The 26549-nt window shown below is 63.6% G+C and carries 26 protein-coding genes; 15 read left to right on the top strand and 11 right to left on the bottom strand.

The window, feature by feature from the left end:
• Positions 1-7: 7 nt before the first annotated feature.
• Positions 8-895 carry a universal stress protein gene (locus MAB_RS12680; RefSeq protein ID WP_005058333.1) on the bottom strand — a complete coding sequence of 296 codons (888 nt, stop codon included), beginning with the start codon at positions 893-895 and terminating at the stop codon, positions 8-10.
• A gap of 289 nt (positions 896-1184) precedes the next feature.
• Between MAB_RS12680 and MAB_RS12675 the strand changes: the two genes are divergently transcribed.
• Positions 1185-1517, top strand: a complete 333-nt coding sequence (locus MAB_RS12675; RefSeq protein WP_005079616.1) for a hemophore-related protein — start codon at positions 1185-1187, stop codon at positions 1515-1517.
• Between the two features lie 162 nt (positions 1518-1679).
• Here the strand turns inward: MAB_RS12675 and MAB_RS25395 are convergent, their stop codons facing one another.
• Positions 1680-1931 (bottom strand): hypothetical protein, encoded by a 252-nt coding sequence (locus MAB_RS25395; RefSeq protein WP_005079618.1) that lies wholly within the window; start codon positions 1929-1931, stop codon positions 1680-1682.
• Between MAB_RS25395 and MAB_RS12670 the strand changes: the two genes are divergently transcribed.
• The 4 genes from MAB_RS12670 to MAB_RS12655 all read left to right on the top strand — a co-directional run bounded on the left by MAB_RS12670 (position 1812) and on the right by MAB_RS12655 (position 10263).
• The gene (locus MAB_RS12670; protein ID WP_227469805.1) at positions 1812-7229 is read left to right on the top strand and encodes a glutamate synthase-related protein; all 5418 of its coding nucleotides are present in this window, start codon (positions 1812-1814) and stop codon (positions 7227-7229) included. The two genes, MAB_RS25395 and MAB_RS12670, sit on opposite strands and share 120 nt — an antisense overlap.
• Before the next feature lie 7 nt (positions 7230-7236).
• Positions 7237-8979: a diflavin oxidoreductase gene (locus tag MAB_RS12665; RefSeq protein WP_005088244.1), complete on the top strand. Its 1743-nt coding sequence runs from the start codon at positions 7237-7239 to the stop codon at positions 8977-8979.
• On the top strand, positions 8969-9805 hold the full coding sequence (locus tag MAB_RS12660) for a ChuX/HutX family heme-like substrate-binding protein (protein ID WP_005093331.1): 837 nt from the start codon (positions 8969-8971) through the stop codon (positions 9803-9805). Before MAB_RS12665 ends, MAB_RS12660 begins: the two co-directional genes overlap by 11 nt.
• A gap of 167 nt (positions 9806-9972) precedes the next feature.
• On the top strand, positions 9973-10263 hold the full coding sequence (locus MAB_RS12655; protein WP_005075643.1) for a hypothetical protein: 291 nt from the start codon (positions 9973-9975) through the stop codon (positions 10261-10263).
• Here MAB_RS12655 and MAB_RS12650 read toward each other — a convergent pair.
• The 3 genes from MAB_RS12650 to MAB_RS12640 all read right to left on the bottom strand — a co-directional run bounded on the left by MAB_RS12650 (position 10252) and on the right by MAB_RS12640 (position 13516).
• Positions 10252-11622, bottom strand: coding sequence for an LLM class flavin-dependent oxidoreductase (locus MAB_RS12650; RefSeq protein ID WP_005079626.1), 1371 nt, complete (start codon positions 11620-11622; stop codon positions 10252-10254). The genes MAB_RS12655 and MAB_RS12650 overlap by 12 nt on opposite strands.
• Positions 11619-12866 carry an MFS transporter gene (locus tag MAB_RS12645; protein WP_005114361.1) on the bottom strand — a complete coding sequence of 416 codons (1248 nt, stop codon included), beginning with the start codon at positions 12864-12866 and terminating at the stop codon, positions 11619-11621. The genes MAB_RS12650 and MAB_RS12645 overlap by 4 nt, the downstream gene beginning before the upstream one ends.
• Before the next feature lie 167 nt (positions 12867-13033).
• Positions 13034-13516: a hypothetical protein gene (locus MAB_RS12640; RefSeq protein WP_005111007.1), complete on the bottom strand. Its 483-nt coding sequence runs from the start codon at positions 13514-13516 to the stop codon at positions 13034-13036.
• 99 nt (positions 13517-13615) lie between these two features.
• Between MAB_RS12640 and MAB_RS12635 the strand changes: the two genes are divergently transcribed.
• Genes MAB_RS12635 through MAB_RS12625 form a run of 3 tightly spaced genes read left to right on the top strand, consistent with a single transcriptional unit; the run spans position 13616 to position 16255 of the window.
• Positions 13616-14272 carry a maleylpyruvate isomerase N-terminal domain-containing protein gene (locus tag MAB_RS12635; protein WP_005111006.1) on the top strand — a complete coding sequence of 219 codons (657 nt, stop codon included), beginning with the start codon at positions 13616-13618 and terminating at the stop codon, positions 14270-14272.
• A gap of 36 nt (positions 14273-14308) precedes the next feature.
• Positions 14309-14731, top strand: a complete 423-nt coding sequence (locus tag MAB_RS12630) for an SRPBCC domain-containing protein (protein ID WP_005111004.1) — start codon at positions 14309-14311, stop codon at positions 14729-14731.
• 42 nt (positions 14732-14773) lie between these two features.
• On the top strand, positions 14774-16255 hold the full coding sequence (locus MAB_RS12625; RefSeq protein WP_005079636.1) for a flavin-containing monooxygenase: 1482 nt from the start codon (positions 14774-14776) through the stop codon (positions 16253-16255).
• On the opposite strand, the gene MAB_RS12620 is transcribed toward MAB_RS12625, so the two are convergent.
• Positions 16252-16959, bottom strand: coding sequence for a (2Fe-2S)-binding protein (locus tag MAB_RS12620; RefSeq protein WP_005114360.1), 708 nt, complete (start codon positions 16957-16959; stop codon positions 16252-16254). The genes MAB_RS12625 and MAB_RS12620 overlap by 4 nt on opposite strands.
• 110 nt (positions 16960-17069) lie before the next feature.
• On the opposite strand from MAB_RS12620, the gene MAB_RS12615 reads away from it, so the two are divergent.
• The gene (locus tag MAB_RS12615) at positions 17070-17516 is read left to right on the top strand and encodes an SRPBCC family protein (protein WP_005088252.1); all 447 of its coding nucleotides are present in this window, start codon (positions 17070-17072) and stop codon (positions 17514-17516) included.
• A 28-nt stretch (positions 17517-17544) separates the two neighbouring features.
• On the opposite strand, the gene ripD is transcribed toward MAB_RS12615, so the two are convergent.
• Positions 17545-18099: an NlpC/P60 family peptidoglycan-binding protein RipD gene (gene ripD / locus MAB_RS12610; protein ID WP_005068180.1), complete on the bottom strand. Its 555-nt coding sequence runs from the start codon at positions 18097-18099 to the stop codon at positions 17545-17547.
• Positions 18100-18344: 245 nt separating this feature from the next.
• Between ripD and MAB_RS12605 the strand changes: the two genes are divergently transcribed.
• The 4 genes from MAB_RS12605 to katG all read left to right on the top strand — a co-directional run bounded on the left by MAB_RS12605 (position 18345) and on the right by katG (position 22448).
• Positions 18345-19010: a GNAT family N-acetyltransferase gene (locus tag MAB_RS12605; RefSeq protein WP_005093324.1), complete on the top strand. Its 666-nt coding sequence runs from the start codon at positions 18345-18347 to the stop codon at positions 19008-19010.
• A gap of 170 nt (positions 19011-19180) precedes the next feature.
• The gene (locus tag MAB_RS12600; RefSeq protein ID WP_005058373.1) at positions 19181-19588 is read left to right on the top strand and encodes a MarR family winged helix-turn-helix transcriptional regulator; all 408 of its coding nucleotides are present in this window, start codon (positions 19181-19183) and stop codon (positions 19586-19588) included.
• A gap of 148 nt (positions 19589-19736) precedes the next feature.
• A complete protein-coding gene (locus tag MAB_RS12595; protein WP_005058377.1) occupies positions 19737-20195 on the top strand; it encodes a Fur family transcriptional regulator in 459 nt (152 codons plus the stop codon).
• A gap of 36 nt (positions 20196-20231) precedes the next feature.
• Positions 20232-22448: a catalase/peroxidase HPI gene (gene katG / locus MAB_RS12590; protein WP_005111000.1), complete on the top strand. Its 2217-nt coding sequence runs from the start codon at positions 20232-20234 to the stop codon at positions 22446-22448.
• Between the two features lie 51 nt (positions 22449-22499).
• Here the strand turns inward: katG and MAB_RS12585 are convergent, their stop codons facing one another.
• The 3 genes from MAB_RS12585 to qcrB are packed head-to-tail and all read right to left on the bottom strand — an operon-like array spanning position 22500 to position 24817.
• A complete protein-coding gene (locus MAB_RS12585; protein ID WP_005079645.1) occupies positions 22500-22802 on the bottom strand; it encodes a barstar family protein in 303 nt (100 codons plus the stop codon).
• Positions 22799-23200: a guanyl-specific ribonuclease gene (locus MAB_RS12580; protein WP_005079646.1), complete on the bottom strand. Its 402-nt coding sequence runs from the start codon at positions 23198-23200 to the stop codon at positions 22799-22801. The genes MAB_RS12585 and MAB_RS12580 overlap by 4 nt, the downstream gene beginning before the upstream one ends.
• Before the next feature lie 39 nt (positions 23201-23239).
• A complete protein-coding gene (gene qcrB / locus MAB_RS12575; protein WP_005110998.1) occupies positions 23240-24817 on the bottom strand; it encodes a cytochrome bc1 complex cytochrome b subunit in 1578 nt (525 codons plus the stop codon).
• Positions 24818-24952: 135 nt separating this feature from the next.
• Between qcrB and MAB_RS12570 the strand changes: the two genes are divergently transcribed.
• Both MAB_RS12570 and MAB_RS12565 read left to right on the top strand, forming a co-directional pair.
• Positions 24953-25582, top strand: a complete 630-nt coding sequence (locus MAB_RS12570) for a TetR/AcrR family transcriptional regulator (RefSeq protein WP_005110996.1) — start codon at positions 24953-24955, stop codon at positions 25580-25582.
• A gap of 26 nt (positions 25583-25608) precedes the next feature.
• Positions 25609-26259, top strand: coding sequence for an enoyl-CoA hydratase-related protein (locus tag MAB_RS12565; RefSeq protein WP_005079467.1), 651 nt, complete (start codon positions 25609-25611; stop codon positions 26257-26259).
• A 7-nt stretch (positions 26260-26266) separates the two neighbouring features.
• Here MAB_RS12565 and MAB_RS12560 read toward each other — a convergent pair whose 3' ends face one another.
• Positions 26267-26518 carry a hypothetical protein gene (locus MAB_RS12560; RefSeq protein ID WP_005093297.1) on the bottom strand — a complete coding sequence of 84 codons (252 nt, stop codon included), beginning with the start codon at positions 26516-26518 and terminating at the stop codon, positions 26267-26269.
• Between the last annotated feature and the right edge of the window lie 31 nt (positions 26519-26549).

The following is a 26549-nucleotide window of genomic DNA, read 5'->3' as shown; positions in this document are numbered from 1 at the left end:
AGCGAGACTACGTCCGCGGGGCCACCAGTACCGGACAGCTGGCCTTGTGTATCAACGCGTGACTGGTGGATCCGAGGAAAAACCCCGCGATGTCACCACGCCCCCGGCTGCCCGTGACAATCAGCTGGGCGCCGGCAGCCTGGCTGAGCAGGACGTCGGCGGGATGTCCGACCGCGACGACCCGGCGAACCGGTACGTCCGGGTACTTCTCCTGCCAGCCGGCCAGACGCTCGGCGAGAAGCTGTTCCTGACGCTGCTGTTCCCCGGCCGAGTCCATCGCGCTCCACGCGGTGTAGGCGTACACGTAGCCCGGCGGAATGTTGTTCCACACGTGGACCGCGACCAGCTCGGTCTCCCGCATTGCGGCCTCCTCGAACGCCCATGCGGCCGCGCCGTCACTGGATTCAGAGTCGTCGATGCCGACAACCACCGGTCCACCCCCCGGCACCGGCGATTCCCTGACGACAACCACCGGGCTGTGCCCCTTCGCGGTCAGCGACACCGAGACCGAACCTGCCATCATCCCGGTAAACCCGCCCAGGCCGCTCGAGCCGAGCACTGTCATCAGGGCATTTCTGGATAGCTCGACAAGGACGGGTACCGGTCTACCGGTGGCTTTGACCGTGGAAACCTCGACGTTCGGATGCAGCGCGTAGACGTGGTCTTTGGCCTGACTGAGAAACTCCGCCCCGTCGGTCTCCAGATGCTGAAAAAAGCTCGCCGACGCGCCGAGGTTGTACCCCTGCCCGAGGCTGCTGTGGTCGATGACGTGAACCAAAGTCAGCGGCAGGTTCCTGCGCTGAGCTTCGGCGCCCGCCCAGGTCAGGGCATGCAGCGCCGACGTCGATCCGTCGACACCGACGAGTATGTGCGAGTTTGGCGTCGAGGTGGTCATAGCTCCTCCGATGTGCGATAGGGCGATTGCTCCTACCCGCAACGCTATTGATCGCCGCTCATCGCTCCCACGGGCCAAAATCCCCACTGTTGGTGACTTTCGGCCATACCAACCTGTGTTGTTTCACTCATTACCAGGGGCATTCGTGTTGGCAGAGCTCCCATTTGGGACCCAAGGCCCAGTAGATAGCAAGTCTAAGGACTCTGGCGCTCCTGCTAGCGTTGTACGTAACGGAATCTCGCCGATCGTCGATATGGACGTCGGGGGACCTGGCGGAAGGTAGACGAGAATGGCCCTGACGGCGAAGTTGGTTGTTGGTTCTGGCGCGGTGGCGTTGTCACTGGTCGCCGGTGGCGGAATCGCATCCGCCGACCCGGATGTGACCGCGATCGTGAACACCACCTGCACGTACCCGCAGATCATGGCAGCGCTGAACGAACAGTCGCCCGCGGCGGCGCAGCAGGTCAACGCCAACCCGATCGCCGGTGCCTGGCTGCAGCAATTCGTCGCTTCACCGAAGCCTAAGCGTCAGCAGATGGTCAATGAGGTGCGCGGCATGCCGGCGGTGCAGGAGTACACGGTGCTGATCAATCAGGTTGCCAACTCCTGTAATAACTACTGACCGGCGATTTCCTGGCCGCTGCCCCATAATGGTGTGAGCAGCCGATCCATCGACGCGTAGGCATGCTTGCTGTGGCCGATGCTCGGTGTGACATACATCCCGCCGACTATCAGCCCTCATAGACTTAGGCTAGGCTTGGTTTAACTGGCCCCGGAGACCGGGTTACCGGCGCCTGCCGGGTCGAGACCACGCCGAAAGCTGGTCAGGGCGGGTTCGCTCAACGGACGAGAAACCCAACGTCACACGCTGGATACGCCGTGCGCGGCGCTGGGTGAGGAGAATCGTCTGAACGGGCTGTATGACCAAGAGCAGGAGAAAAGTAGCTGCGGCGTCGGATTCCTGACCCGCAAGGATGGCGTCCAGACTCATGACGTCGTCCGCAAGCTCCACGAAGCGCTCTGCGCCGTACCTCATCGCGGGGGAATGTCCTCTGAAGGCGTCGGAGACGGCGCCGGCGTCAACCTCGATCTCTCGCTGCGCTTCTTCTCCGAGCTGACGGGGGTCTCTGACCTCCGTCACGGGCAATTCGGTGTGGGCAACTTCTTCCTGCCCAACGACCCGGCATCACACGCTGAGGCCGAGCAAGTCATCGAGCAGGCGCTACGCGCACAGGGATTCACGATCCTGCTCAGCCGCGATGTGCCGGTGAACAACGACGCGATCCGTCCGGCGGCCATCAAGTATCAGCTGCCGATCCGGCAGTGGGTGTTTCGCTCCGATTCTGAACGCAAGACTCATGAGGCGCTCATGGCGATCGAGTCCGTCGCGTATACCCGCCCGGAACTTCTTGGGCTCTACCCGCTTTCGCTGAGCACACGCACCCAGGTCCTCAAAGGACGTCTCAACTCAAATGAAGTGGTGCCCTACTTCAGCGACCTATCCGATCCTCGGATGGAAGTGCATTCGATGTTCTTCCATACCCGGTTCTCGACGAACACCGCACCGAATGCCACCATGGCCCAGCCTTTCCGACTCATGGCACACAACGGCGAACTCAACACCGACAAGAAAAACCGGTTGTCCGAAAACGCGATTGCCCGGGCCCGTAATCGGGCGATCATCCGCCCAGTCGGACAATCGGATAGCTGCAGGCTCGATCAGACCCTGCAGAGCCGGGTGCTGGAGGATGACCTGGACCTGGTCACTGCCGTCGTCGCGATGATGCCGCCCGCCTGGGAGAACGACACCACGCTATCCCCGCGGGTGACGGCCATGCTCGAATATTTCAGCCTCTACGAGGAGAAGAACGACGGCCCGGCCGCACTGATCTTCGGTGACGGCAACATCATCGGCGCACGACTGGACCGGCTGGGGCTCAGACCACTGCGCACCGTCGAGACCGCCGAATACCTGGGCGTGATGTCCGAGGCCGGACAGATCTACTTCGAACCGGATTCGGTGCTTGAGCGCGGCCGCATCGAGGCCGGCGGAATGCGTTACTACGACCATTCCGAGGGCCGTTCGTACAACACCGTCGAGGCCCTGGAAATGCTTGCCGCGCGGCATGATTATCCGGCGATGTTGGCGCAGGCCCGAGTCAATATCGCCGACCTGCCGCACGTGCCGCCCGCTGGCCAGGGTTCCCCCGCGCGGTACGACGGTGACCTCGACCGCCACCAGCGCTATGTGGCCTACTCGCTCAACCAGGAGAGCTTCAAGTTCCTGATGGATCCGATGTTGGCTACCGGCCAGGAGAAGATCTCTGCCATGGGGTACGGCGCGGCCATCAACGCGCTGTCGAATCAGGAAGGCGGCGTTGCCAAGTACTTCTCGCAGCGATTCGCTCAGGTGACCAATCCGCCGCTGGACAGCATCCGCGAGGCCGACGGCATGACGCTGCGCGTGGCGCTCGGCGCCAAACCCAACAGCGGCGCGCAGCCCGCACCGCAGATCGTGGTGCCCTCCCCCATCCTCACGCATCTCGACATGCTCAAAATCCGCGAACAGGGGCGCACCCCCGTCCGGCGCTTCGGGATGCGCTACCGCGTAGACCTCACCGATGCGGTGTCCAACGCCGAAAGAATCGTGCGGGCGATTGACGACCTGTGTGACGCGGTCGAGGAGTTTGCACGCGAGACCGGTGGCATCGCAGTGATTTCCGACCGCCACGTCTCCAGTGAACGCGCGGCCATGCCCCTCATCATCGTCATCTCGGCGATCAACCAGCGCCTCATCGAGGAAGGCCTGCGATTACGCGTCTCCCTGATCGCCGAGAGCGGCCAGCTGTGTTCCTCGCACCATGTGGCCGCGGTATTGGGCTTCGGGGCCTCCGCGGTATATCCACTCGCGGTGCAGATGCGGGCCGAGGAGAAGTACGGTCCCGACGTAGACGACGCGGTCAACGCCTTCAAGCACTTCGCCAAGGCAGCTGAGAAATCCCTGATGAAGACGATGGGCCGGGTCGGGCTGTGCACCGTCGAGAGCTACATCGGCGGGGAGTTCTTCGAACCCAACTACCTGGACACCTCGGACCCGGTATTGCGCAAGTATTTCCCCAATGTGGTGTCACCGGTGGCCGGTGTCGGTTTCTCCACCCTGGCCGCGGCCGTCGCCGACTGGCATGCACGGGCACTGGCCGTGACAGGCGAAAAGGATGTCCCTTTACTCGGGCTCTTCAAGGAGCGTGCCGAAGGCGCCGGTCACTCGTACGGCACCACGGCAGTGCGCGGATTCGTGGATATGACCGAGGAATCCATCTCCTTTGGGGACGAGGCCAGACCCGAGAACCCCGACATGGCCGACCCGACATACTTGCGCCTACTGCCTCTGCATCAGCTCGAGGGCGCTTTCGGACTCGACGACGAGGCCTACCGCAACAACAGCTTCGATGAGCTGCCCACGCGCGCGATCGACAGCTTCGACATCACCCCCGGGTACCGGAATTTCGTGCGGGCGATGAATTCGGAGCGCACCAGGCGCCCCGCCGCGCTGCGCGATGTGCTGGCGCTACCCGCAGACGTGAACTTTGTGCGTACCGCCGACGAATTCCGCAGAGAGATGGGACAATTCGCACGGCTCGGCAATAACGACTTCCAGGTGCGCGGGCTGTCGTGCCAGCAGACGGATGACGTTTTCGTGCTGCGGCTCGCACACTCCCCCGAACGGCTGGCGGCCCTCGCGTCATCGCTGCGCACCCGATTCGGGCGAGAAATCACCCACCACGAGATCGTGGGCGATGAGCTCAGGATCACCGCGACCGGCCAGGCAGCGGACTACCTGGCGCAGATCAGGACAGCGCCGGAATCGATCCCGCTGTCCTCGGTGCAACCGGCCAGCGAGATCACGCCGACACTGACATCGGGAGCCATGAGCCACGGCGCCCTGGTGGCCCCGGCACACGAGGCCGTGGCGCATGGAACCAATCTGGTTGGCGGCCTCTCCAACTGCGGTGAGGGCGGTGAGCACATCAGCCGATACGGCACTATCCGCGGCTCCCGCATCAAGCAGTTCGCCTCCGGCCGTTTCGGGGTGTGGGCCGGCTACCTTGCCGACCCTATGCTCCAGGAACTCGAGATCAAGATCGGCCAGGGCGCTAAACCCGGTGAAGGCGGCCAGCTTCCGGCTCCGAAGGTGACCGTCCAAATCGCGGCCGCCCGTGGTGGAACACCGGGTGTCGAGCTCGTCTCGCCCCCGCCCCACCACGACACATACTCGATCGAGGACCTCGCCCAACTGATCCACGATTGCAAGGCGGCCCGAGTCCGGGTGATCGTCAAATTGGTGTCCTCGGAGGGCATCGGAACCATTGCGGTAGGTGTCGCCAAGGCAGGCGCCGATGTCATCAACGTGGCCGGCAATACCGGCGGCACGGGCGCGGCGGCCGTTACGAGCCTCAAGTATGCGGGCCGGTCGGCCGAAATCGGTGTCGCCGAAGTGCATCAAGCGCTCTGCGCCAATGGAATACGACAGAAGGTGGTGTTGCGTTGCTCCGGCGCGCACCAGACGGCCAGCGACGTGGTCAAGTCGGCGCTGCTGGGAGCGGACAGTTTCGAGTTCGGGACCACCGCACTGATGATGCTCAAGTGCGTGATGGCTAAGAACTGCAACATCAAGTGCCCGGCGGGGCTGACAACCAACGCCGAGGTGTTCGAGGGGGACCCGCGCGCGCTGGCCCAGTACCTGCTGAACATCGCGCACGAAGTGCGGGAGATTCTGGCGGCACTGGGAATGCGCACATTGCGCGAGGCACGTGGCCGCAGCGACCTGCTGCATCTCCTTGACCACCCGTCCAGCATCGGCACCCTCGACCTGCGCCGCATGCTCGCTGTCGCAGAGGAATTCGTCGTCGAAAATCCTGTGTACATGGAGAAGGACTACTCGGTGGACGATGCGTTCGCCGCGCAGTTCGACGCGCGCGGCGCGGTGCTGAAGCCGGTGACTCTGACCAATCAGAACAAGAGCGTGGGCGGGCAATTGGCGATCGATATCGAACGATCGCTCAACTACCAGAACATCGAGGGGCCCGCGGTGGCCACCGACGAGCGTGGCCGCCGCTACTTACTGCCCGAGAGCATCGCCATCACCACCACGGGCTCGGCGGGCCAGAGCTACGGCGTCTTCTGCAACGACGGGATGGTGCTCACGCACACGGGCACCTGCAACGACGGGGTGGGCAAGAGCGCGTGCGGCGGCACCATCACGGTGCGCTCACCCGGTGGCGGTTCCAGTGAGCCCGGGGGCAACGTCCTCATCGGCAACTTCGCGCTCTTCGGCGCCTCTGGCGGGCGGCTGTTCGTCCAGGGCCAGGCCGGGGACCGCTTCGCGGTCCGGAACTCTGGCGCGACAGCCGTGGTCGAGGGCACCGGCGAATTCCTGTGCGAGTACATGACCAACGGTGCCGTGCTCAACATCGGTGACTTTGGCAAGGGAGTGGCCAACGGCATGAGTGGCGGCTTCCTCTATCAGTACGACCCCCACGGCCAGCTGCCATCCAAGGTCAGCCATGATTCGGTGTTGGTGCTGCCCATCACCGACGCGCCGTTCCATGAGGCCGCCGCGCACATCCTGCTGCAGTGGCATGTCGCAGCCACTGGATCCACCAAAGGACAAGCACTGCTTGATGATTGGCAGTCCGCTAGAGATCACATGGTGTACACCATGTCGCGGGCACTGCTGCAGTATCAAGACTCTGACGCCATCCTGCAGGGCAAAACACGCAAGGAACTACTGGACGAACTCACCGCCGCCCTGGCGGGATACCAGGTGCACAAATTCAAGCTGTCCTACCGTGACCGGCGCGACGTCGTCGGCGGCACGGTTCCGGCGTACGGAGATACCGACACTGAGGGCATGTACGCGCTGCTCAACACCTACACGGTGCTCAATATGGCGCAGCAGCTCGCCCTGTCCCGGATGCCCAACGTCACGGACGTGACCGACCCGCGGATCGGCAAGGCGGTGCGCAACCTTGTCCTCACCGAGGACTTCTTCTTGATCCAGAAGCTGCAGAAATACGCACGTGAGGCGATTGACGGATACAGCGACGAGGACCTTGCGGTCCTCATCGCGGACAAGCGGCTCACCGATTACAAGGACGCACTGAGCCAGCGCAACGTCCTATCGATGGACAGCCCGGGCACCTACGGCTGGATCCTGCACCAGAGCGCAAAAAACATTGACAAGATCGGCCGGCTGCCCTCTTTCGAAGAGCTGTTCGCGCATCGCGCACTGCCTGCCGTTGCCCTCTCCGGACCGTCCCTCCAGACCACGTGAAGAAGCCATGAAGATCGCCTACATTCCCGAAGACGCACCCTTCAACGAGGACCAGAGAGCATGGCTTTCGGGCTTCCTCGCCGGGTTGCACTCCCGCCTCGCCATGAACCTGGCGGCGCAACCGCCGGCGGCCACCGCGGATCTGGCTGCTCCCCGGCCACCACTGCGCATCCTGTACGGCACCCAGACGGGCAACGCGGAAATCGTGGCGGGCGACGCCGCGGCGGCCGCCAAAGCACAAGGTTTCGACGTGACCGTCAGCGGCCTCGACGAAATCGCCCTCGACGAGTTCGCGGGCCTGCGATACGTCCTGATCATCACCTCCACCTACGGCGAGGGCGAGATGCCCGACAATGCCGAATTATTCTGGGATGCACTGTCTTCGGCGGTCGCTCCACGACTCGAGGGAGTGTCCTACGGCGTGCTGGCCCTGGGTGACACCAGCTACGACGGGTTCTGCCAGGCCGGCAAGCTGATCGATACCCGTCTTGAGCAACTGGGCGCGAGCCGCGTGGTCGGGCGCACCGACTGCGACGTCGATTACGAGGCCCAGGCCGCGGAGTGGGTTCAGGGCGCAGTGGCAAGCCTGGTCACTCTGGCCGGCGCCAGCGGCAGTCCGGGCACTCCCCCTCCGAGCACCGTCGCGCGTTCCGGGTGGACCCGCAAGAACCCGTTCCCCGCCGAGGTCCCGGTCAACCGACTGCTCTCACGGGCAGGCTCTGACAAGGAGATTCGCCACTACGAGTTCGCACTCGCCGACAGCGGGATCACCTACGAAGCGGGCGACGCACTCGCGGTGATTCCGGAGAACGACCCGGCGCTGGTCGAGGCGATCGCCGATCACTTCCGGGTCTCGACCGGCACACTCGTCGATGGGGAGCCGCTCGGAGAACTGCTACGCCATCGGTACGAGATCAGTACTCCGTCGCGAGACCTGTTGAGCGAGGTGGAAAGCCGTGCCGAAAGCGAGGAGTTCTCGCACGCGCTGCGCGGCGGGGTCAAAGAGGTACTGGATACCTGGCTATATGGCAAGGACATTCTCGACATCCTGCGTATCGGCGGCGACGCTTTGAGCCTCGAAGAGTTCATGGGACTGCTCAAGCCCCTACAGCATCGCGCCTACTCGATCTCATCGAGCGCGCTGGCTCACCCGGATAGGATCCACCTGACCGTGGCCAGCGTCCGGTATCAGAGCCTGGGCCGTGAGCGCGGCGGCGTGTGCTCGACGTTCTTGGCAGACCGCGGCAGTAACGCACGGATCTTCCTGCAACCCAACAAATCATTCCGAGTGCCCAGCGACGACGAAGCCCCGATGATCATGGTGGGCCCCGGCACGGGTGTGGCCCCATTCCGCGCATTCCTGCAGGAACGCGAGCAGCGGGGAGCGAGGGGCAACAACTGGCTGTTCTTCGGCGACCAGCACCGGGCACATGACTACATCTACGAGAACGAGATCGACACCTGGCACTCTTCTGGCCTCCTGGATCGCCTCGATCTCGCCTTCTCCCGCGATCAAGCCGAGAAGGTCTATGTGCAGAACCGAATGCGCGAGCATGGCAGCGATCTGTTCGCATGGCTGCAGGACGGCGGCCACTTCTACGTCTGCGGTGACGCGACACGCATGGCCAAGGACGTGGACAAGGCGCTGCACGAGATCGTCGGCGAGCACGGCGGATTCAGCGACGATGAGGCCTCCGAATATGTGAATACCCTCAAGCGGGAAAAGCGGTACGTCCGCGATGTGTACTGACGGCCGACGCTGCGAACACTGCCCTGCCCGACGGATCGTCGCGGGGCCCAAAGCCATTGCCGAAGCACTTCCCGCGCTCGGCACGGTGGTCGCCGTCACCGCGAACGATGCCGCCTTATTGAGCCACACGGGCGAATACCTCGAGCCCGCGTTTCCCGGTGAGGCACTCAGCTGCGATGACGAATACATCGCGCTCCGGCTCAACCCAGCGCTTGTCCGCGACGCATTCGTGGCGCCCCGTGCTCTGACAATGGTCGGCGAAACCGGCACGCACCGCGCCTATCTCACGCCGCTGTCGAATCATCTGACGGTCGGCGCACTCGAGCTCGCACCGGCGCCCGCACCGGAGTCCTTCCCCGTCACCGATTGGCCGGACATCAGCTGGCGTGACAGCGATCAGCTCATCCATCTCGACGCGCTCACGCCGGCGCGGTACCGGGTGCTCCCCTTTACCGGCGCCCGCAAGATCGACTCCGGGGTGGTGCCCTATCTGTTGGCTCATCTGGTGGATGTGGATATGCCTTTCACCATCGCAGTGCCAGGCGGCGGCTGTGTGCAGTTGCATCGCGGCCACGCGGCCATGGCCGAACAGGCCGGCGCCCACCTCGCGGTTATCTTCGGCGCGTCGCGGTACGCTGTGGACCCCGTCTTCGTCGCAGAAAGCTGGGTGACGCAGGCTCATGGCACACAGGGTGTGACATCCTCCGTGGAGCTGTACGACCACAGCCATCGATGCGTCACCTCCATCACCCAGACCGGGCCGATCACGGCCCGGCTGCACCGAGCCTGGGAGCACATGGTTACCTCACTGCCGGACTGTGCCTGACTAGCGATAATCCCGATAGCCCGGCCCGCTTCTCACATCTGGCAGCCAGTGCGGTGTGAACAAATTGAGATGTCCCCGTGAATTAGGGGCAGCGTCTGGGAAATTGGGCGGGCCTAACGTATGCCCATGAATGCGACAGCCGGAGGGCGCGATATGGGCGGTGGACGGTGAGCAGCCTGGTCAAGGCCGTCGATCCAATTGTGCCCGGTCGAAGCGCCGATCTGCGGCAAGCGCAGTATTACCAGGACATTCTTGGCGAGCTGCATTCGGTGGCCCAACGAGAATTGGATGAGCATCTCGCCGCGCTGGAAAGGCGAAAGCAGAGCGGCAAGCCATCCAACCTCGCGCGACTGCACCGGCTAGTTGGCGCCAAACGCGCGGAACTGGCCGTCCTGGACCAACTATTGGTGGCCCTCAGTGAGCGATTCGGCGATCATTCCAGTCTGTCAGCCGGGTAGCGGCGCCCGGCGGTAGCCGGTGCCCGGATGGGTGTCGGCCAAATATGGGCCAGACCCACCGAGTTGCTCACGCAGAGTGCATCTTTCGCGCTGGTGCGGTACCCGGCCACGCCGGCGTAGCTCCGGTATCACCAAGCGTGCGAAATCGGCGAAGGTCCCGGGTGTCGTCACATACGCGACATTGAACCCGTCGATATCGGCCTCGTCGGACCAACGCTCCAGTTCGTCCGCGATGCTGGACCCGGTACCGACCAAAACCGGCCCGCGCCCGCCTATCCCTATTTCCTGCGCCAGCTCCCGCGTGGTCCAGGTCCGTTTCGGATCGTTGGTGAATGAGGCCAGTGCCGAACGATTGGCCTCGGTCTCGACATGCCGCAACGGTTCGTCCGGGTCCAATCGAGCCAGATCAACACCCGTCCAGCCGCCGAACAGCGCCAATGCCCCAGCGGCGCTGACGAATCGGCGATACTCGAGCAGCTTGGCAACCGCCGCGTCGTGAGATTCCGCGACTATCGGCGTCACCATCGTGAACACCTTGACGGACCGGGGGTCACGGCCCAACCGGGCTGCTTCTGCTCGCAGCGCTCGTACCGGTGCACGCACCACATCGGGTGTGGGGCCCGACACGAACACAGCCTCCGCATGCGCGGCCGCAAACCGAACTCCGCGCGCCGAGGCACCAGCCTGGAAGAGCAGCGGGGTGCGCTGTGCCGACGGCTCGCACAGAAATGGTCCCGGAACGGTGAAGTACTGGCCATGGTGTTCTATGTCGTGAACCTTCGCGGGATCGGTGAAGACCCCTCGCCCACGGTCTCGCACCACGGCGCCCGACTCCCATGAGCCTTCCCACAGCTTGTAGCAGACCTGTAGGTACTCTTCGGCGATGTCATAACGCTGATCATGTGGAATCTGCGCATCCAGCCCCAAATTCCTTGCCGCACTGTCCAAATAAGATGTCACGATATTCCAGGCCACTCGCCCTTCGGTGAGGTGGTCCAGTGTGGTGAGACGGCGCGCCAACGCATACGGCTGCTCGTAAGTGAGCGACAGGGTGAGTCCGAACCCGAGGGTTTCGGTGACCGCGGCCATCGCCGAGACCGCCAAGGTCGGATCATTGACCGGAAATTGGGCGGCGTCGGCCACTGCGGCGTCTCGCGAACCGCCGTAGACGTCATACGCACCCAGCACGTCGGCAAGAAACAGCAGGTCGAAACCGCCCGCCTCCAGGGTCTTGGCGAGATCGGTCCAGTAGCCCAGGCTTTTGTAGCGATGCCCCTGATCATCCGGATGACGCCACAGGCCGGGCGACTGATGCCCGACACATGCCATGTCGAAGGCATTCAGATAGATCCTGCTCACAGGGAATCTCCTATCTGGTCCCGGTAAGTTTCGCGTGCCACACATGCCGCGCCGAAGGTGAGCACCGATAGCGCCAGGTAGTAGCACACGATGAGCCGCGGATCGCCATGATTCGCCGCCAGCAGCGCCGCGGCGATCAACGGAGCGAATCCACCGGACAGTACCGCGCCGATCTGATAACCCAGCGAGGCGCCGCTGTATCGCACCCTGGTATCGAAGAGCTCGGCGAACCAGGCCGCCTGTGGACCGTACATGGCATCATGAACAACGTTGATACCGAACACAATTGACAGCACCACCAGCACCTTCGAGCCACTGCCCGCGGCCAGAAAAAAGAGCCCCAGGGCCAGTGGGCCAGCGGCCGATCCGAACAGATAGAGAGGCCGGCGCCCCACCCTGTCCGAGAGCGCAGACCACACCGGAGTGCTCAAGATCCCCAACGCCGAGGAGATCAGGACGGCAGTCAACCCGATCTGGCTGTCCCCGCCGAAAGAACCTTGCAGGTAGGTCAGCGAGAACGTCGTCAGGAGCACGAACAGAGCGATCTGAGATAGGCGTAAGCCCGTGGTAAGCAGCACATTACGAGATTGAGTGCGTAGCACTTCCACCACCGGAAGCCGGGCCGCCTCCCCGCGTTCCAGTACCTTCCGGAACACCACCGAGTCCCTCAACCGTAACCGGATGGCCAAACCAACGACCACCAGGACGATGCTGCTCAGAAAGGGGATCCGCCAGCCGAAGGCTAGAAATGCCTCCGGCCCGGTCAGGGCTCGGGTGAGCCCGAACACTCCGGTGGCCAAGAGCATTCCCGCGGGTGACCCCAATTGCGTGAAGCTACCGAATAGACCTCGCCGCCCCACCGGGGCATGTTCAACCGCCAGCAGAGCGGCCCCGCCCCACTCGGCCCCGGCGGCAAGCCCCTGCAGGACCCGAAGCGTCGCCAGCGCCGCAGGCGCCAGCACACCCGCCTCGGAGTAGGTGGGCAGTGCACCGATCACCGCGGTCGCCACCCCCATGAGCAGCAACGCACCGACAAGGACGGCCTTGCGCCCCACCCTGTCCCCCAAGTGCCCGGCGATCACGGCTCCCACCGGGCGCGCGCCGAAGCCGGCCGCATAGGTGGCAAACGAGGCCAGCGTGCCTGCCGTCGGCGAGACGCTCGGGAAGAACAGCGGCTTGAGAACCAACGCCGCGGCCGTCGCGTAGAGATAGAAGTCGTACCACTCGATCGTGGTGCCGACCATGCAACTCAGCGCGACCGTGCGCGCCGCGGGCGCGTCCCCGTCAGCCGGACCGCCCGCATGGACAGCAGGTACCGCACTGGTGGTAGTCACGCGACACCACGGTGTATCAGCGGGTGGTCGACCGGAACCTTTGCACTCGGCAGGATTTCAGCACCGAAGCGTCACAGTCAGAAGCGGTCGGCACGCATGTCGGGCTGCGAATCCTCTAGCGGGGTGAGGATGGTCGCGAGCCAGGTAACCGTCAACGTGACAGAGGCAAATGCAGCAAGCAGCGTCCACACCAACGGATCGGAACCGACAGCGGTCTGATGCCACCACAGCGCGGCCAGGCTGGTCACCGTGCTCAGCGCCGCGGTGTAGGCCGCGCCGCAGCACCAGCGGAAGCGCCGCCGCCGCAGCGCGATGAGCGAGAACATACATGCGGCCAGAAACATGATCGACGTCCCCGGCACCACCGCGTCGACATGCAACGACGGACTTGCGTGCGCGCCGAGGTTTGACCAGCGGCTCACCGCCGCCACACCCAGAAGGAGGGACGCCAGGAGCACGCTCCAGCGGCGTGGACGGCTCATCCAGACGTCTTCGAGCACACCGCGCTCGATGGCGCGCAGCGTGTCCTCAAGCCCAACGTCGTGGCGTTGCGTCTTCACTCCATGCCTCCCAAATTCGTACGCCTCTGAGAGTAGAGGTCGGATGCGGCGCCCCGGCAGTTCCGTGCCACTTGACGACCGCAGTGCTAGCTTGCGGCGGTGAACCTGTTCACCCACAGCTGGGCCACGCTGCGTGCGGCGGTTGCGGACCTGCCGATTCAGGCGTTTGCACAGCCCTCCGGCTGCGCCGGCTGGCTCGTACGCGACCTGGTGTGCCATTTGATCATCGATGCCCAGGATGTGCTGATCACGCTGGCAACCCCGAGCGACCAGGCACCGACGCATGATGCGGTGACCTACTGGAAGCTTCTCGATTCGCCCCCTACCGGGCGGGATCCACTCGACGCGCTGATCGTGCGGCTCGCCGCGGCCTACCGGGACCCCAGTCTGCTGTCCTTTCATCTGGACGACGTCGGGGCCGCAGCGGGACGCGCCGCCGCGCTCGCCGACGGCAAGCAGCCGATCGCCACCAAGGGGCAGGTCCTCACCACGGCTGACTACCTCGACGCCTACGTCCTGGAATGGACCCTGCATCATCTCGACCTGATCGCGCACCTGCCCGAGCTTGCGACGCCGCCGACAGAAGGCCTCGGCTACGCGCGCGGATTGATGGAGCGGATCGGCGGATTCGAATTCCCGGCCCAGATCCCTGACACGGACGCACTCCTGGTCGGCACCGGACGGCGTGCCGCAAGCGCGTACGAGGCAGAGGCCCTGGGGCCGCTTCACGAGCGGCTCCCCCTGCTCCTGGCCTGACACACAAAATTCCATTAGGGCAGTACCGTTCCGGCCATGAGATTGCACGCGTCACGAGAGATCGCGGCGTCCCCGTCCAGCATCTTCGCGGCGTTTGCGGACGAGGCCCGCCTCGTCCGGTGGTGGGGTCCGAACGGCTTCACCAGTACCTTCCAATCGTTCGCGCTGGAACCCGGCCGGATATGGACGTTCGTCATGCACGGACCGGACGGCAGGGACTACAAGAACCAGATTTCGGTGCTCGAGGTGGCGCCCAACAGCAAGATCGTCTTGCATCACGTTTCCGGGCCGCGATACCTCCTGACGGTCACGTTGGAATCGACTTCGGACGGCGGTACCACCGTCGGCTGGAATCAGGAGTTCGAGAACCCAGCCGTCGGCCGACGGCTAGCACCCCTCCTCACTTCGGCGAATGAGGAAGTGCTCACCCGATTGGGGACCGAGGTAACAGGTATCTAGACGGGCCGACCATTTACCAGGGAGCGCGGCTAGCATTGGGACATGACAACGCAGTTTGATGCCGTCATCGTCGGGGCCGGTTTCGGTGGAATGGGCGCGGCAATTCAGCTCAAGGAGCTGGGTCTGACAAATCTCGCGATCTTGGACCGCGAGGATGACCTCGGCGGCACGTGGCACGTCAACCACTATCCCGGTCTGGCAGTCGACATCCCGTCGGCGACGTACTCATACTCATTCGAGCCCAATCCGTACTGGTCGCGCCTGTTCGCACCGGGCTCCGAATTGAAGCAGTACGCCAGTCACGTGGCCGACAAACATGACCTGCGCAAGTACATGCGGTTCAACACTCCGGTGTCCGGCGCCCGGTGGGATGAGGAACATCAGCACTGGGTTGTCGCTACCGAATCCGGCGACACCGTCACCGGCAAGTACCTGCTCACCGCCACCGGATACCTTTCCCAGCCGAAGATGCCCGATATCGAGGGCATCGAATCCTTCGCGGGCAAGGTCATCCACACCACCAAGTGGGACAACTCCTATCGGGCCGCGGGCCACAGGATCGGCCTGATCGGTACTGGCGCCACCGCCGTTCAACTCATCCCCGAGTTGGCCAAGGACGCACAACACCTCACGGTGTATCAGCGCACCCCGATCTGGGTGGTGCCCAAGGCCGACGCGAAGGTCCCTGGCGTCGTCAAAAAACTCTTCGCAAAGGTGCCACGGACCCAGAAGATCGCTCGCACAGTGGGTTCGGCAATCCTTGAAGTGATCATGGTTGGCGGCGTATTACATTTCCGCCAGTTCCGGCAGGCCAACCATGGGGCTTCGTTACTTGCCAAGGCGCATCTGTTCGCACAGGTACGCGATCGGGAGCTACGCCGCAAGCTGACTCCCGATTACGACTTCGGCTGCAAACGGCCCACCTTCTCGAACACGTATTTCCGCGCGTTCACCAAGAAGAATGTCAGCCTCGAGACGGCGTCGATCGCGCGCATCGAGGCCGACGGCATCGTGACCGCCGACGGCCGCAAGACGGTGATCGACACCCTGGTGCTGGCCACCGGCTTCAATCTGTGGGAATCAACCTTCCCTGCTTTCGAAGTTATCGGACGCGAAGACTACAACCTCGGAAAATTTTGGCGCGACAACAGATTCCAGGCCTTCGAAGGCATTGCGGTGCCCAAGTTCCCGAATCTTCTGACGCTCAATGGGCCCTACTCGTACAGCGGCTTGTCGTACTTCGACACCATCGAGTCGCAGATGCGGCATATCAAGCGGCTATTCGCAGAGATGGCACGGACCGGTACGGAAGTCTTCGAGGTGACCGACGAGGCCAATACCGAATTCCTGGACCGTATGACCCGCAACCTGGACAACTCGGTGTTCTACCTGGGCAGCTGCCAGACGTCCAGGAGCTACTACTTCAATCAGCACGGCGAAGCCGCGCTTCTGCGCCCAACCTCAACGGCCAGCGCGTACAAGGAGCAGGAGTCCTTCCCGCTGGAGGCCTATCAGTTGGCCTAGCCCGTCGCACCCGCCCTCGTCTCTAAAACACAGTCGCCGCATACCGCAGTGCGATCCTCGGCGAGTCGGTAGATGAGGCAGCAGCTGCGTCGCCGAAAGTCTGGACCGGCGCGCAACACACCACCCTCGACGCGAGGATCACGAAGATAGGTGTCCGCGATGTCGCGGGCGGCACCGGTCAGGGCAGGCCGTGACGCGGCAATCAGCCGGGCCGCGCTATTGGCGGCCGAACCGACGTTTCCCCACAGGACGCGGTCGCTCACCCCTGTTTCACCAACTACGCACTGGGTGATCGATTCGACGGCGGCCCCGGGGACCGCACTACACTCCGCTTCTCGGTGATCCGATTCCGTCTTGAGCACGGATAGCGGAAACGGGCCGCCCAATCGGTCCTGCCACCAGAGGTCGTCTAGCTCCTGTGAGATGCGCACGCCACATGTTGCGGCGGCGATCGTCGGGGCAAGGATGCGGGCGATCAGGCCGAGATGGGTGACCGAAGCCGCTACCCGGAGATCAACCTCGGCGGCGGTCTTCGCGATGCGAGCGGCGAGACTGCTTCGGACAGCACTGATCCGGTCTCCCAGCGAAGGTGACCCGTCGACCAGTCCCGACACGGAACGCCAGGGCGGAGCCGGTGTCTCATCGGCGGCATGTGCCTCAACGGTGAAAAAGGGGCCGAAAACTGACTGTTCCACCGCACTCACATGCCGATAATGCCATCAGCACGATCAAGATCACGCGCGGGCGCGGCGATGGGATTAGGTTGTTTGCGTCCACTCCGTCGATGAGCAGTGTGCACGAAAGGTATGTTTGGGTGGCTGAGCAGGTTGGGGACCTCACGACTGTCACATTCGAGTACCACTACTCGTATCCGGCCCACGAAGTGTGGACGATACTTATCTCACCGCAATTGTTCGGGCAGTGGATCAAGGACTTTGAAACAACGAGATACGAGACCGGAGTTGCCTTTTCGTTCAGCGTCTTCCCGTTCATGGGCAGCGGATTCGTCGGAGAGATCGACGGTAGTTTCACCAGGGTTGTCGCCGACGAGTTGTTGGCATACCGGCTGACCACGCGCGACGGTTCGATCACCATCGACTCTCGATGGACGTTGAATCCAGATCCGGGCGGGACGCTGCTATTGGTCGACGCGGCCGGTTTCAAGCCCGATGATCAGGATCAGATGCGGTTCAGGCAGCTGTGTCTTGTCGGATGGCCCACGGTGCTGCAGCGGATCGACGAGCTTCTGCACGAACGCTGATCGCACGGAAAGCTCGTGACGCGGATGCTCACTCGATCACGCGCACCAGGTACGGGGCCATGTCGTTGAAACGAACCTGCGATACCTGCACCGCGGGTTCGGACGCCTCCAGCATGAGGTTGTTCCCCAGGAACATGGTCACGCTCTGACTTCCATTGGGCCCGTAGAAGATGAGATCACCTGGAAGAGCCTGTGCGGGAAGGATTTTCCGGCCAACGTTGTACTGGTCGCCGGACCGGCGCGGCAGCTTGATGCCGGCGGCGGCATAGGAATAGACCATGAGTCCCGACGCATCGAATCCGGGAACCTTCGGCGTGGGCGCGGCAACCGGAGCCGGGATCAGCCCGAGCAGACTCGTGTTCGCCTCCGGCGCCGCCGGTGCGGTGTCTGTGCTGGTGGTCGGGCCATCGGTGTTGCCGCCGCCATAGGTGAAGGGCACACCACGTTGGGACAGACCCCGGGCGATGACCGCGTTGATGGCCTGTTGCCTGTCGACGGGACTCCTGGGGACGTCGGCAGAGGCCAGCCCCGGGGTGACGAGCAGGAGGGCGATGCCGAGCAGGACGGCGTAGGTGCTTTTCATTCGATTGTCGCTTCTCTCCGGTCGTGAATTCTGTGACTCCCGGGTGGTTCCCTCCGACCGGCGATGACCACCAAGATCCTTTGTACCGCCGACCGCCCGAAGATCCCAATTGGGTTCTGCGACATGGCCAATGAGTTGTCGTACCGTGACCGAACGGTGACACTGAGTGCCGGTGCGCGCCGAAGTCAACCTTTGTGCTCAACGTTTCTTGAGCGCCGCCGGCCGACCGGTCGTAGGCTGGCGCCATGACCGACCACGACCGCCTTGCTACCCGCCGCGAGATTGCCGACGCACTCACGAGCGCCTTCGAACGGCGCCACGAAGTGCTTGATCTGATTGTGGAAGCCGACGACCGAAAGAGTGCCATCGATGCGATCGCCACTCTGCTTGGCACCTCCCATTTGGGCGGCGAGGCGGTCATGGGCATGTCGTTCGACAAGCTGACCAAGGATGAGCGCCGCAAGAACGCCGCGGAGCTCGAGGACCTTAACAGCCAACTCACCTTCACTCTCATGGAACGCCCCGCAAGCTCGGGAGACACCCTGGAACTGCGCCCCTTCTCCGGCAGCAGCGATGCCGACATCTTCGCGGTGCGTACCGAAGAAGTCGGCCAGGCCGGTGACGGATCCGGCGCGCCCGCAGGCGTGCTGGAAGATGAGCTGCAAGCAGCACTGGCGCGGATCGACGACGAGGAGGCCGCCTGGTTCGTCGCAGTGGAAGGTCCCAGCAAGGTCGGCATCGTCTTCGGCGAGCTGGTCGACGGCGAGGTGAATGTCCGAATCTGGGTTCACCCCGACCATCGAAAGAAGGGTTACGGCACAGCTGCTTTGCGCAAGTCTCGTTCGGTGATGGCCGCCTACTTCCCCGCGGTCCCCATGGTGGTGCGGGCCCCGGGAGTCGATGCCCCCTGAGCTCTCGGGATCACACACCCGTCAAGAGCATTGATCAATGTGCTTGATGCGCTGACGAATTGGCGACAGTTCGCGAGCGACACGCCATCCGTTCGCGCTACTTAGGGCGATGCAACACAGGCGAAGTCCGCTACTGTTAGCGCGGTATGAGCACATACGAGGAATCTCCGATGGGCATCCTGGTGTCTCAGATGTACCGGCTGCTGTGGTCGCGGGCCTCTGTGATCGTGCGCGACTTCGGTGTGACAGTTCCGCAGATGGAGTGTTTGGCTGTGCTGTCCGCGCAGCCGGGGATATCCAACGTGGAGATTGCCGCTGAGCTTCGGATCACGCCGCAAGCGGTGAGCCTGGTTCAGCGCTCCCTCGAAGAGGCAGGCCTGGTCCATCGATCCCGCAGGCAGGCCGACGCCAGGGTGCTGACCACCGAGTTGACCGCGAAAGGGCGCAAGCTCTTCGAGCGCGCCGACGCGACGCTGCGCGAGGACGATGAGGAAATCCTGGCCAACATGACAGAAAGAGATCGCGTCCAGCTGCGCAGATTGCTCGGCGGCGTCATCGAAACGATCTCAGCGAGATGATCTGCGATCCGGGGTAAGAGCACGCGCTATCCACCACCATCGATCACCTCTACCGGTGATGTGACGCTGGTCAGGACCCTTTCGGAATCCCGCCGTCTGTTTTTCGCATTTCCTGGATTGATTCCAGATAATTGGGCATACTGGCCTCATGGCCTTCACATCGGATGAGTACGCGGCGCTGCTGCGCACGGCCGATCTGCGCGTGACCCGGCCCCGGGTCGCCGTGCTGGAAGCCGTGGAAGCGAACCCGCATGCCGATACCGAAACTGTTTTCGGTGTCGTCAGGACCGGGCTGCCCGAGGTGTCCCGCCAAGCCGTTTACGACGTGTTGGCTGCGCTGACCTCGGCGGGCCTGATACGCAAAATTCAGCCTTCCGGCTCCGTCGCACGCTATGAATCGCGGGTCGGCGACAACCATCACCACGTCGTATGCCGCTCCTGCGGCGCTATCGCCGACGTCGACTGCGCCGTAGGCGCCGCGCCATGCTTGACACCGTCGGACTACAACGGCTTCATCCTCGAAGAGGCCGAGGTCATCTACTGGGGTCTGTGCCCCGATTGCGCTTCCACGGAAGCGGCACCACGAATTTCGGGATCACACACGTGATCACAGCCCACATCACCCCCTCCCGAAAGGAATGTTGTGTCTGAAGAACACCCGCCTATTGCAGAGGCGAACAGCCAACCCTCAAACGGTTGCCCCGTCGCGGGCGGACGCCTCAACTACCCGGTCGAGGGTGGCAATGCCAATCGCGAATGGTGGCCCACCCAGCTCAATCTGCAAATCCTGAAGAAGAACCCGCCCGCGGCCAACCCGCTGGGCGAGGATTTTGACTACGCCAAGGCCGTGCAGACGATCGATGTCGACCAGCTCAAGGCCGATGTCGCAAAGGTGCTCACCGACTCACAGGACTGGTGGCCCGCGGACTTCGGTAACTACGGGCCGATGTTCATTCGGATGGCCTGGCACGCCGCCGGCACCTACCGCGTCGGGGATGGACGCGGCGGCGCCGGCGCCGGCATGCAGCGGTTCGCACCGCTGAACAGCTGGCCCGATAACGTGTTGTTGGACCGGGCGCGCCGCTTGCTGTGGCCGGTCAAGAAAAAGTATGGAAACAAGCTGTCCTGGGCCGATCTGATCGTCTTTGCGGGCAACCACGCCATGGACACCATGGGGTTCAAGACCTTTGGCTTCGCATTTGGGCGCGAGGATCGTTGGGAGCCCGAACAGGACGTCTACTGGGGTCCCGAACACACCTGGCTGGGCGACGAGCGCTACACCGGAGACCGTGACCTGGAGAACCCGCTGGCGGCAGTACAGATGGGACTGATCTACGTCAATCCCGAAGGCCCGAACGGTAATCCGGATCCGCTGGCGGCTGCGATCGATATCCGCGAGACCTTCGGCCGGATGGCGATGAACGACGAGGAGACTGCCGCGCTCATTGTGGGTGGCCACACCTTCGGCAAGACGCATGGCGCGGGAGACGCCGGCCTGGTCGGACCCGACCCCGAGGCAGCCCCACTGGAGCAAATGGGCATCGGCTGGAAGAGCGCGTTCGGCTCCGGAAAGGGCAATGACGCAATTGGCAGTGGGCTGGAGGTCATCTGGACTCACACCCCCACCAAGTGGGACAACAGCTTCCTGGAGATCCTGTATGGCAATGAATGGGAGCTGACCAAGAGCCCTGCCGGCGCGCACCAGTGGAAGCCAAAGGATGGCGGTTGGGCCAACTCTGTGCCGATGGCGCAGGGCACCGGCAAGACACACCCCTCGATGCTCACCACTGACCTGTCGATGCGCTTCGACCCGATCTACGGCCAGATCACCAAACGCTGGCTGGACCACCCTGAAGAGCTCGCCGACGCGTATGCCAAGGCCTGGTACAAGCTGATCCACCGCGACCTGGGACCGCTCTCGCGCTACCTCGGCCCACTGGTGCCCAAGGAAACGCTGCCATGGCAAGACGTCATCCCCGTCTCGGAGACCAATGTGGGTGCCGACGATGTCGCTGAGCTGAAGAAGCAAGTCCTGGCTTCCGGCCTGACGGTGCCACAGCTGGTTTCGACCGCGTGGAAGGCCGCTGCCTCGTACCGCAACAGCGACAAGCGCGGCGGCGCCAACGGTGGACGTATCCGGCTGCAGCCACAGGCAGGCTGGGAGTCCAATGAGCCCGACGAGCTGGCCCAGGTGATCCGCATCCTGGAGGGTGTCCAGGAGTCGTTCAACGCCGGCGATAAGAAGATCTCGTTCGCCGACCTTGTGGTGCTGGGTGGGGCTGCCGCCGTCGAGAAGGCGGCCAGAGATGCCGGATTCGATATCACGGTTCCGTTCACGCCCGGCCGGGGCGACGCCACTCAGGAACAGACCGATGTCGAGTCGTTCTCCTATCTTGAGCCGACCGCCGATGGCTTCCGGAACTACCTCGGCAAGGGCGCGCAAATTCCGGCCGAGTACAAGCTCATCGACAGGGCCAACCTATTGGCACTGTCTCCGCCGGAGTTGGCTGTCCTCGTCGGCGGCCTCCGTGTACTGGGTGCGAACTACCAGGGTTCTGAACTCGGCGTGCTCACCGACAGGCCCGGGACATTGACCAACGACTTCTTTGTCAACCTGGTCGATATGGGCACCGAGTGGACGCCCTCGCCGGCCGATGACGGCACCTACGTGGGCACAGACCGCGCCACCGGTGCGTCGAAGTGGACTGCCAGCCGCGTGGATCTGGTGTTCGGCGCCAACTCCGAACTGCGCGCTCTGGCAGAGGTTTATGCGCAGGACGACGCCCAGGAGAAGTTCGCCAAGGACTTCGTCGCGGCCTGGGTCAAGGTTTCGGACGCGGATCGGTTCGACGTCCGCTGACCTTTGCACTGCGTCGATGGCCGGCTCCTTCGGGGCCGGCCATCGCACTACCTAGGACCGTTCGCGGTCACCGGTCGCGGTCCGTGTTGTCAGCGGCACCCCGGCCTCGTCGAAGATTTCTTCGATGGCGTCCCAGTCCTTCTTACCCACGGCCGATTTGATGCGCGTGGCGTCCTGCACGACAAAGCGGAACGGCTCGTCCTCCGGAGTGCCAAATCCACCGCGTAGACAATCGACGAGGGCATCGAGGTTGCTGCCGAAATAGCCACCCGGCCCGTTCACCGCGCGGCCGAGTTCGGTGAAGAAGTCAGCCCGGGTGCGGACACGAGAGCCATCGACGACGTAGGTCTTCATGTGCCTTCAACCTCACAGAATGACTGGTAGTGGTCGCCCGTGTAATACACGTGCGGCGGATCGTTCAGCGGGTTGCCGCCGGTGATGATGCGCCGCGTGCCCCGTGTTTTTGCCCCCGGAGTGCGGACTGTGTACTCGTGGTAGTAGCCGCGAGGCTCCGATGGCAGCACCCGCTCGCGGTTCTGGAACACGACGCCGTCGTTGCGCGGGTAGGGAAAGGGGCCGCCGGCATGGATGAGATCCACGGTCCCTGAGGCCTCCGCGGGCAGTTCGGAAAGATTGCACTGGCTGATGGTGGCGCGCGCGGGCGAGGGTTCAGTGCAACCAATGAGTGCCAGCGCGAGAAGCGCAGCACCCACCACACGCAAACGCAGCGACACCACTCGACGGTACTGCATGCCGGTAGCTTAGAAGATCGAGCCGCCACTTCTGTCGGATCACTGCCGCAGCGCGGCAAGCTGCGCGCACATGGCCTCGTGTTCGGCTTCGGCCAGTGCGTGTTGTTCGTCGGCGGGGTCGGCGAACAGGAACGAGCCGGTGCCCGGTGCTCCGGCGGACCCGAGCTTGTTCATGCGCTGAGGCACCGGTGCCCCCTGGTACTCCAGCGGAATCGCATGGCCGTGCTCATCGACTCCGGCCAGCGGCTGGTGGATCTCGATGTACTCACCGTGCGGCAGGCGCTTGATGATGCCGGTCTCGATGCCGTGCTCCAGCACCGCGCGATCGCTGCGCTGCAGGCCGATGGCCCAGCGATAGGCGATGTAGTACACCACCGCCGGCAAGATGACCATGCCGATACGACCGATCCACGTCGTCGCGTTCAGCGAGATGTGGAACTTCAGCGCGATGATGTCGTTCATACACGACAGTGTGAGTAAGAAGTACAGCGAAAAGGCCGCTGCCCCAATGGCTGTACGCACCGGCGCATCACGTGGGCGCTGCAGCAGGTTGTGGGCGGCATCATCACCGGTGAAGTGCTGCTCCAGCCAGGGCCACGCGACAATGACCATAAAGGCAGCCAAGATGCCCAGCACGCCCCACAGCACCGCCGGGACGGTGTGGCCGAAGACATACAGTTCCCAGTTGGGGACCAGCCGCAACAGCCCATCGGTCCACATGAGATAAATGTCCGGCGGCGACCCGGCCGCCACCTGAGATGGCTTGTAGGGACCAAGATTCCAGACCGGGTTGATCTGCAGCAGACCGCCCATGAGTGCCAGGATGGCGACTACTACCGCGAAGAGCGCACCGGATTTCAGTGCGAACACCGGAACGATCCGCACGCCAACGACATTGGACTCGGTGCGGCGCGGTCCCGGGAACTGAGTGTGTTTCTGGTACCACACAAGGACAAGATGCGCACTGATCAGCGCGATCATGATCGCGGGAACGAGCAGCACGTGCAGAACGTAAAGTCTTGGTAGAACGCTGTGCCCGGGAAAATCGCCGCCGAACAGCCCCCAGTGCATCCAGGTACCGACAATGGGTAGCGACATCATGCCCTGGGTAACCACGCGAAGCCCGGTCCCGGACAACAGATCATCGGGTAGTGAGTACCCGGTGAACCCCTCTGCCATGGCGAGTATCAACAGCACCGATCCGATGACCCAATTGGCCTCACGGGGGCGCCGGAAGGCGCCGGTGAAGAAGACGCGGGCCAGGTGCACCACAATCGACGCCGCGAACATCAGCGCCGCCCAATGATGGATCTGACGCACGAACAGACCACCACGCACCTCGAAACTCAGATCCAGTGCGCTTGCGTAGGCCGTGGACATCTCAGTGCCGCGCAATGGCTGGTACACGCCGTTGTAGGCGATCTCGGACATGGACGGATCAAAGAACAACGCCAGGTAGATACCGGAAAGAAGGAGCACCACAAAGCTGTAGACGGCGATCTCCCCCAGCAGGAATGACCAATGCGTGGGAAAGACCTTGTTCAACTGTCTGCGCAGACCGGCTGACGCGCGGTAGCGCGAATCGACCGCACCGGCAAGCTTCGTTGCTTGACCCATGGCTGCTCCCTAGGGAAGAGACTTTGTGCCTACTACGAAGGGTAGTACGCATTTACTACAAGTGGTAGTAGCGATTTCCGATGATCCGGACGGGAACGATCCTTAATAGAGCAAGTGCTCTGTTATCGTGGGTACGTGCCGCGCCCACGCATCCACTCCGTCGAGGACCTGCTCGATGCCACCGAACGCATCGCGGTACAAGATGGTCCGGCGGCAGTGACAGTGCGTGCGGTGTCCCAGGCGACCGGGATCTCCAACGGCGCCATTTACCACGCCTTCGGATCTCGCGGCGGGATGGTCGGGCACGCATGGCTGCGCGCAGCACAGCGGTTTCTCGACATGCAGCGGGACGCCGTCGACGGGGCCCTGGCCGAGAGCGAAACCCGCACCGCGGCAGTGAACGCCGTCGTCGCGGCCGCCGACACCCCGGCTGCCTTCGCCGAGCGCTTCCCCGAATCCTCCCGGTTGGTACTCAGCGTGCGGCGCGAGGACGTGCTCGGCTCGGGTATACCCGAAGAGGTCGCCCGCGACATGGCCGCGGTCGACGCGCTGCTTGTCCGACTTTTCATCCGCCTGTCCATGGCCCTGTGGGGCCGTCGTGACGGCCGCGCGGTGCAGGTCATCGAGGACTGCATCGTGGGCCTACCAACCGGTCTGCTGCTGCGCGGACGCCGCCCGCCCGACACGGCAACACGCTCTCGGCTGGAGGCCGCGGTACGCGCCGTTCTCGCGCTGAATCCACCCCCGGCGAACCCGAAAACGTAAGGCATCAACAGGAAAGGAAGCATGCAATGACCCCCACACTAGAACTTCAGGACACCATTGCGGTACTGAATCTGGGCGCCGACGAGAATCGCTTCTCCCCCGATTGGCTGGAGACCGTCGACGGTCTGCTCGATGACGTGCTGACCCAGGCACAGGCCCTGGTGACCGTGGGCACCGGAAAGTTTTACTCGAACGGGTTGGACCTGGATTGGCTTATGTCCCACGGCGATCGCACCGACTGGTACGTCGGGCGCGTGCACGCCCTGTTCAGACGCGTCCTCACCTTCGGATTGCCGACAGTGGCCGCGATCAACGGCCATGCTTTCGGCGCCGGAGCGATGCTCGCCGTCGCCCACGACTACCGGGTGATGCGCTCCGACCGCGGGTTCCTGTGCTTCCCCGAGGTCGATATCCACATCCCGTTCACGCCGGGGATGGCCAGCCTCATCCAGGCGAAGGTCGGTCCGCAGACGGCGGTCACGGCCATGACAACCGGGCACCGCTATGGCGGCGCGGCCGCCGTCGCAGCCGGCTTGGCGGACAGCTGCGCTGCCGAACACGAAGTACTCAGCACCGCAATAGATCTGATGAAGCCCCTGACAGGCAAGGACAGCGGCACTCTCAGCGCCATCAAGGCCACCATGTTCGCCGCCACTGCCACGGCGCTGGCGGCCTGAGCTCTACCTACTGGGGAGGGATCATCGGTGGGCGGCACACGTTGCCCACCGGATCCCACCACCAGCCATTCTCACAGTTCAACGGAGTCGATGACACGGGCGGTCGACAGGTGTTGGCGGCCGGATCCCACCATCCGCCCGGACAGTTGGGCACGATCGGGTCCGCGGAGCCGATCACGGGTGGAAGGCCGGACATCGCGGCTAGCGGCAACAGCACTCCGGCCCCGGCGATTATCAATCGGCGGGCAAGCACGTTCATCTGAACCACCTCCGGTATCAGGTAAGGCGAC

It is taken from the genome of Mycobacteroides abscessus ATCC 19977, assembly GCF_000069185.1.
Taxonomy (GTDB): Bacteria; Actinomycetota; Actinomycetes; order Mycobacteriales; family Mycobacteriaceae; genus Mycobacterium; species Mycobacterium abscessus.
The sequence above is the reverse complement of the archived record's forward strand: the minus strand, read 5'-3'. Positions and strand labels throughout refer to the sequence as shown.

Bases quoted from the DNA above. Each gene is read 5' to 3' on its own strand.
- MAB_RS12680 (WP_005058333.1), bottom strand. From the start codon at position 895: ATGACCACCTCGACGCCAAACTCGCACATACTCGTCGGTGTCGACGGA.
- MAB_RS12675 (WP_005079616.1), top strand. From the start codon at position 1,185: ATGGCCCTGACGGCGAAGTTGGTTGTTGGTTCTGGCGCGGTGGCGTTG.
- MAB_RS25395 (WP_005079618.1), bottom strand. From the start codon at position 1,931: ATGAGGTACGGCGCAGAGCGCTTCGTGGAGCTTGCGGACGACGTCATG.
- MAB_RS12665 (WP_005088244.1), top strand. From the start codon at position 7,237: ATGAAGATCGCCTACATTCCCGAAGACGCACCCTTCAACGAGGACCAG.
- MAB_RS12660 (WP_005093331.1), top strand. From the start codon at position 8,969: ATGTGTACTGACGGCCGACGCTGCGAACACTGCCCTGCCCGACGGATC.
- MAB_RS12645 (WP_005114361.1), bottom strand. From the start codon at position 12,866: ATGGTCGGCACCACGATCGAGTGGTACGACTTCTATCTCTACGCGACG.
- MAB_RS12630 (WP_005111004.1), top strand. From the start codon at position 14,309: ATGAGATTGCACGCGTCACGAGAGATCGCGGCGTCCCCGTCCAGCATC.
- MAB_RS12625 (WP_005079636.1), top strand. From the start codon at position 14,774: ATGACAACGCAGTTTGATGCCGTCATCGTCGGGGCCGGTTTCGGTGGA.
- ripD (WP_005068180.1), bottom strand. From the start codon at position 18,099: ATGAAAAGCACCTACGCCGTCCTGCTCGGCATCGCCCTCCTGCTCGTC.
- MAB_RS12605 (WP_005093324.1), top strand. From the start codon at position 18,345: ATGACCGACCACGACCGCCTTGCTACCCGCCGCGAGATTGCCGACGCA.
- MAB_RS12600 (WP_005058373.1), top strand. From the start codon at position 19,181: ATGGGCATCCTGGTGTCTCAGATGTACCGGCTGCTGTGGTCGCGGGCC.
- MAB_RS12595 (WP_005058377.1), top strand. From the start codon at position 19,737: ATGGCCTTCACATCGGATGAGTACGCGGCGCTGCTGCGCACGGCCGAT.
- MAB_RS12585 (WP_005079645.1), bottom strand. From the start codon at position 22,802: ATGAAGACCTACGTCGTCGATGGCTCTCGTGTCCGCACCCGGGCTGAC.
- MAB_RS12580 (WP_005079646.1), bottom strand. From the start codon at position 23,200: ATGCAGTACCGTCGAGTGGTGTCGCTGCGTTTGCGTGTGGTGGGTGCT.
- qcrB (WP_005110998.1), bottom strand. From the start codon at position 24,817: ATGGGTCAAGCAACGAAGCTTGCCGGTGCGGTCGATTCGCGCTACCGC.
- MAB_RS12565 (WP_005079467.1), top strand. From the start codon at position 25,609: ATGACCCCCACACTAGAACTTCAGGACACCATTGCGGTACTGAATCTG.
- MAB_RS12560 (WP_005093297.1), bottom strand. From the start codon at position 26,518: ATGAACGTGCTTGCCCGCCGATTGATAATCGCCGGGGCCGGAGTGCTG.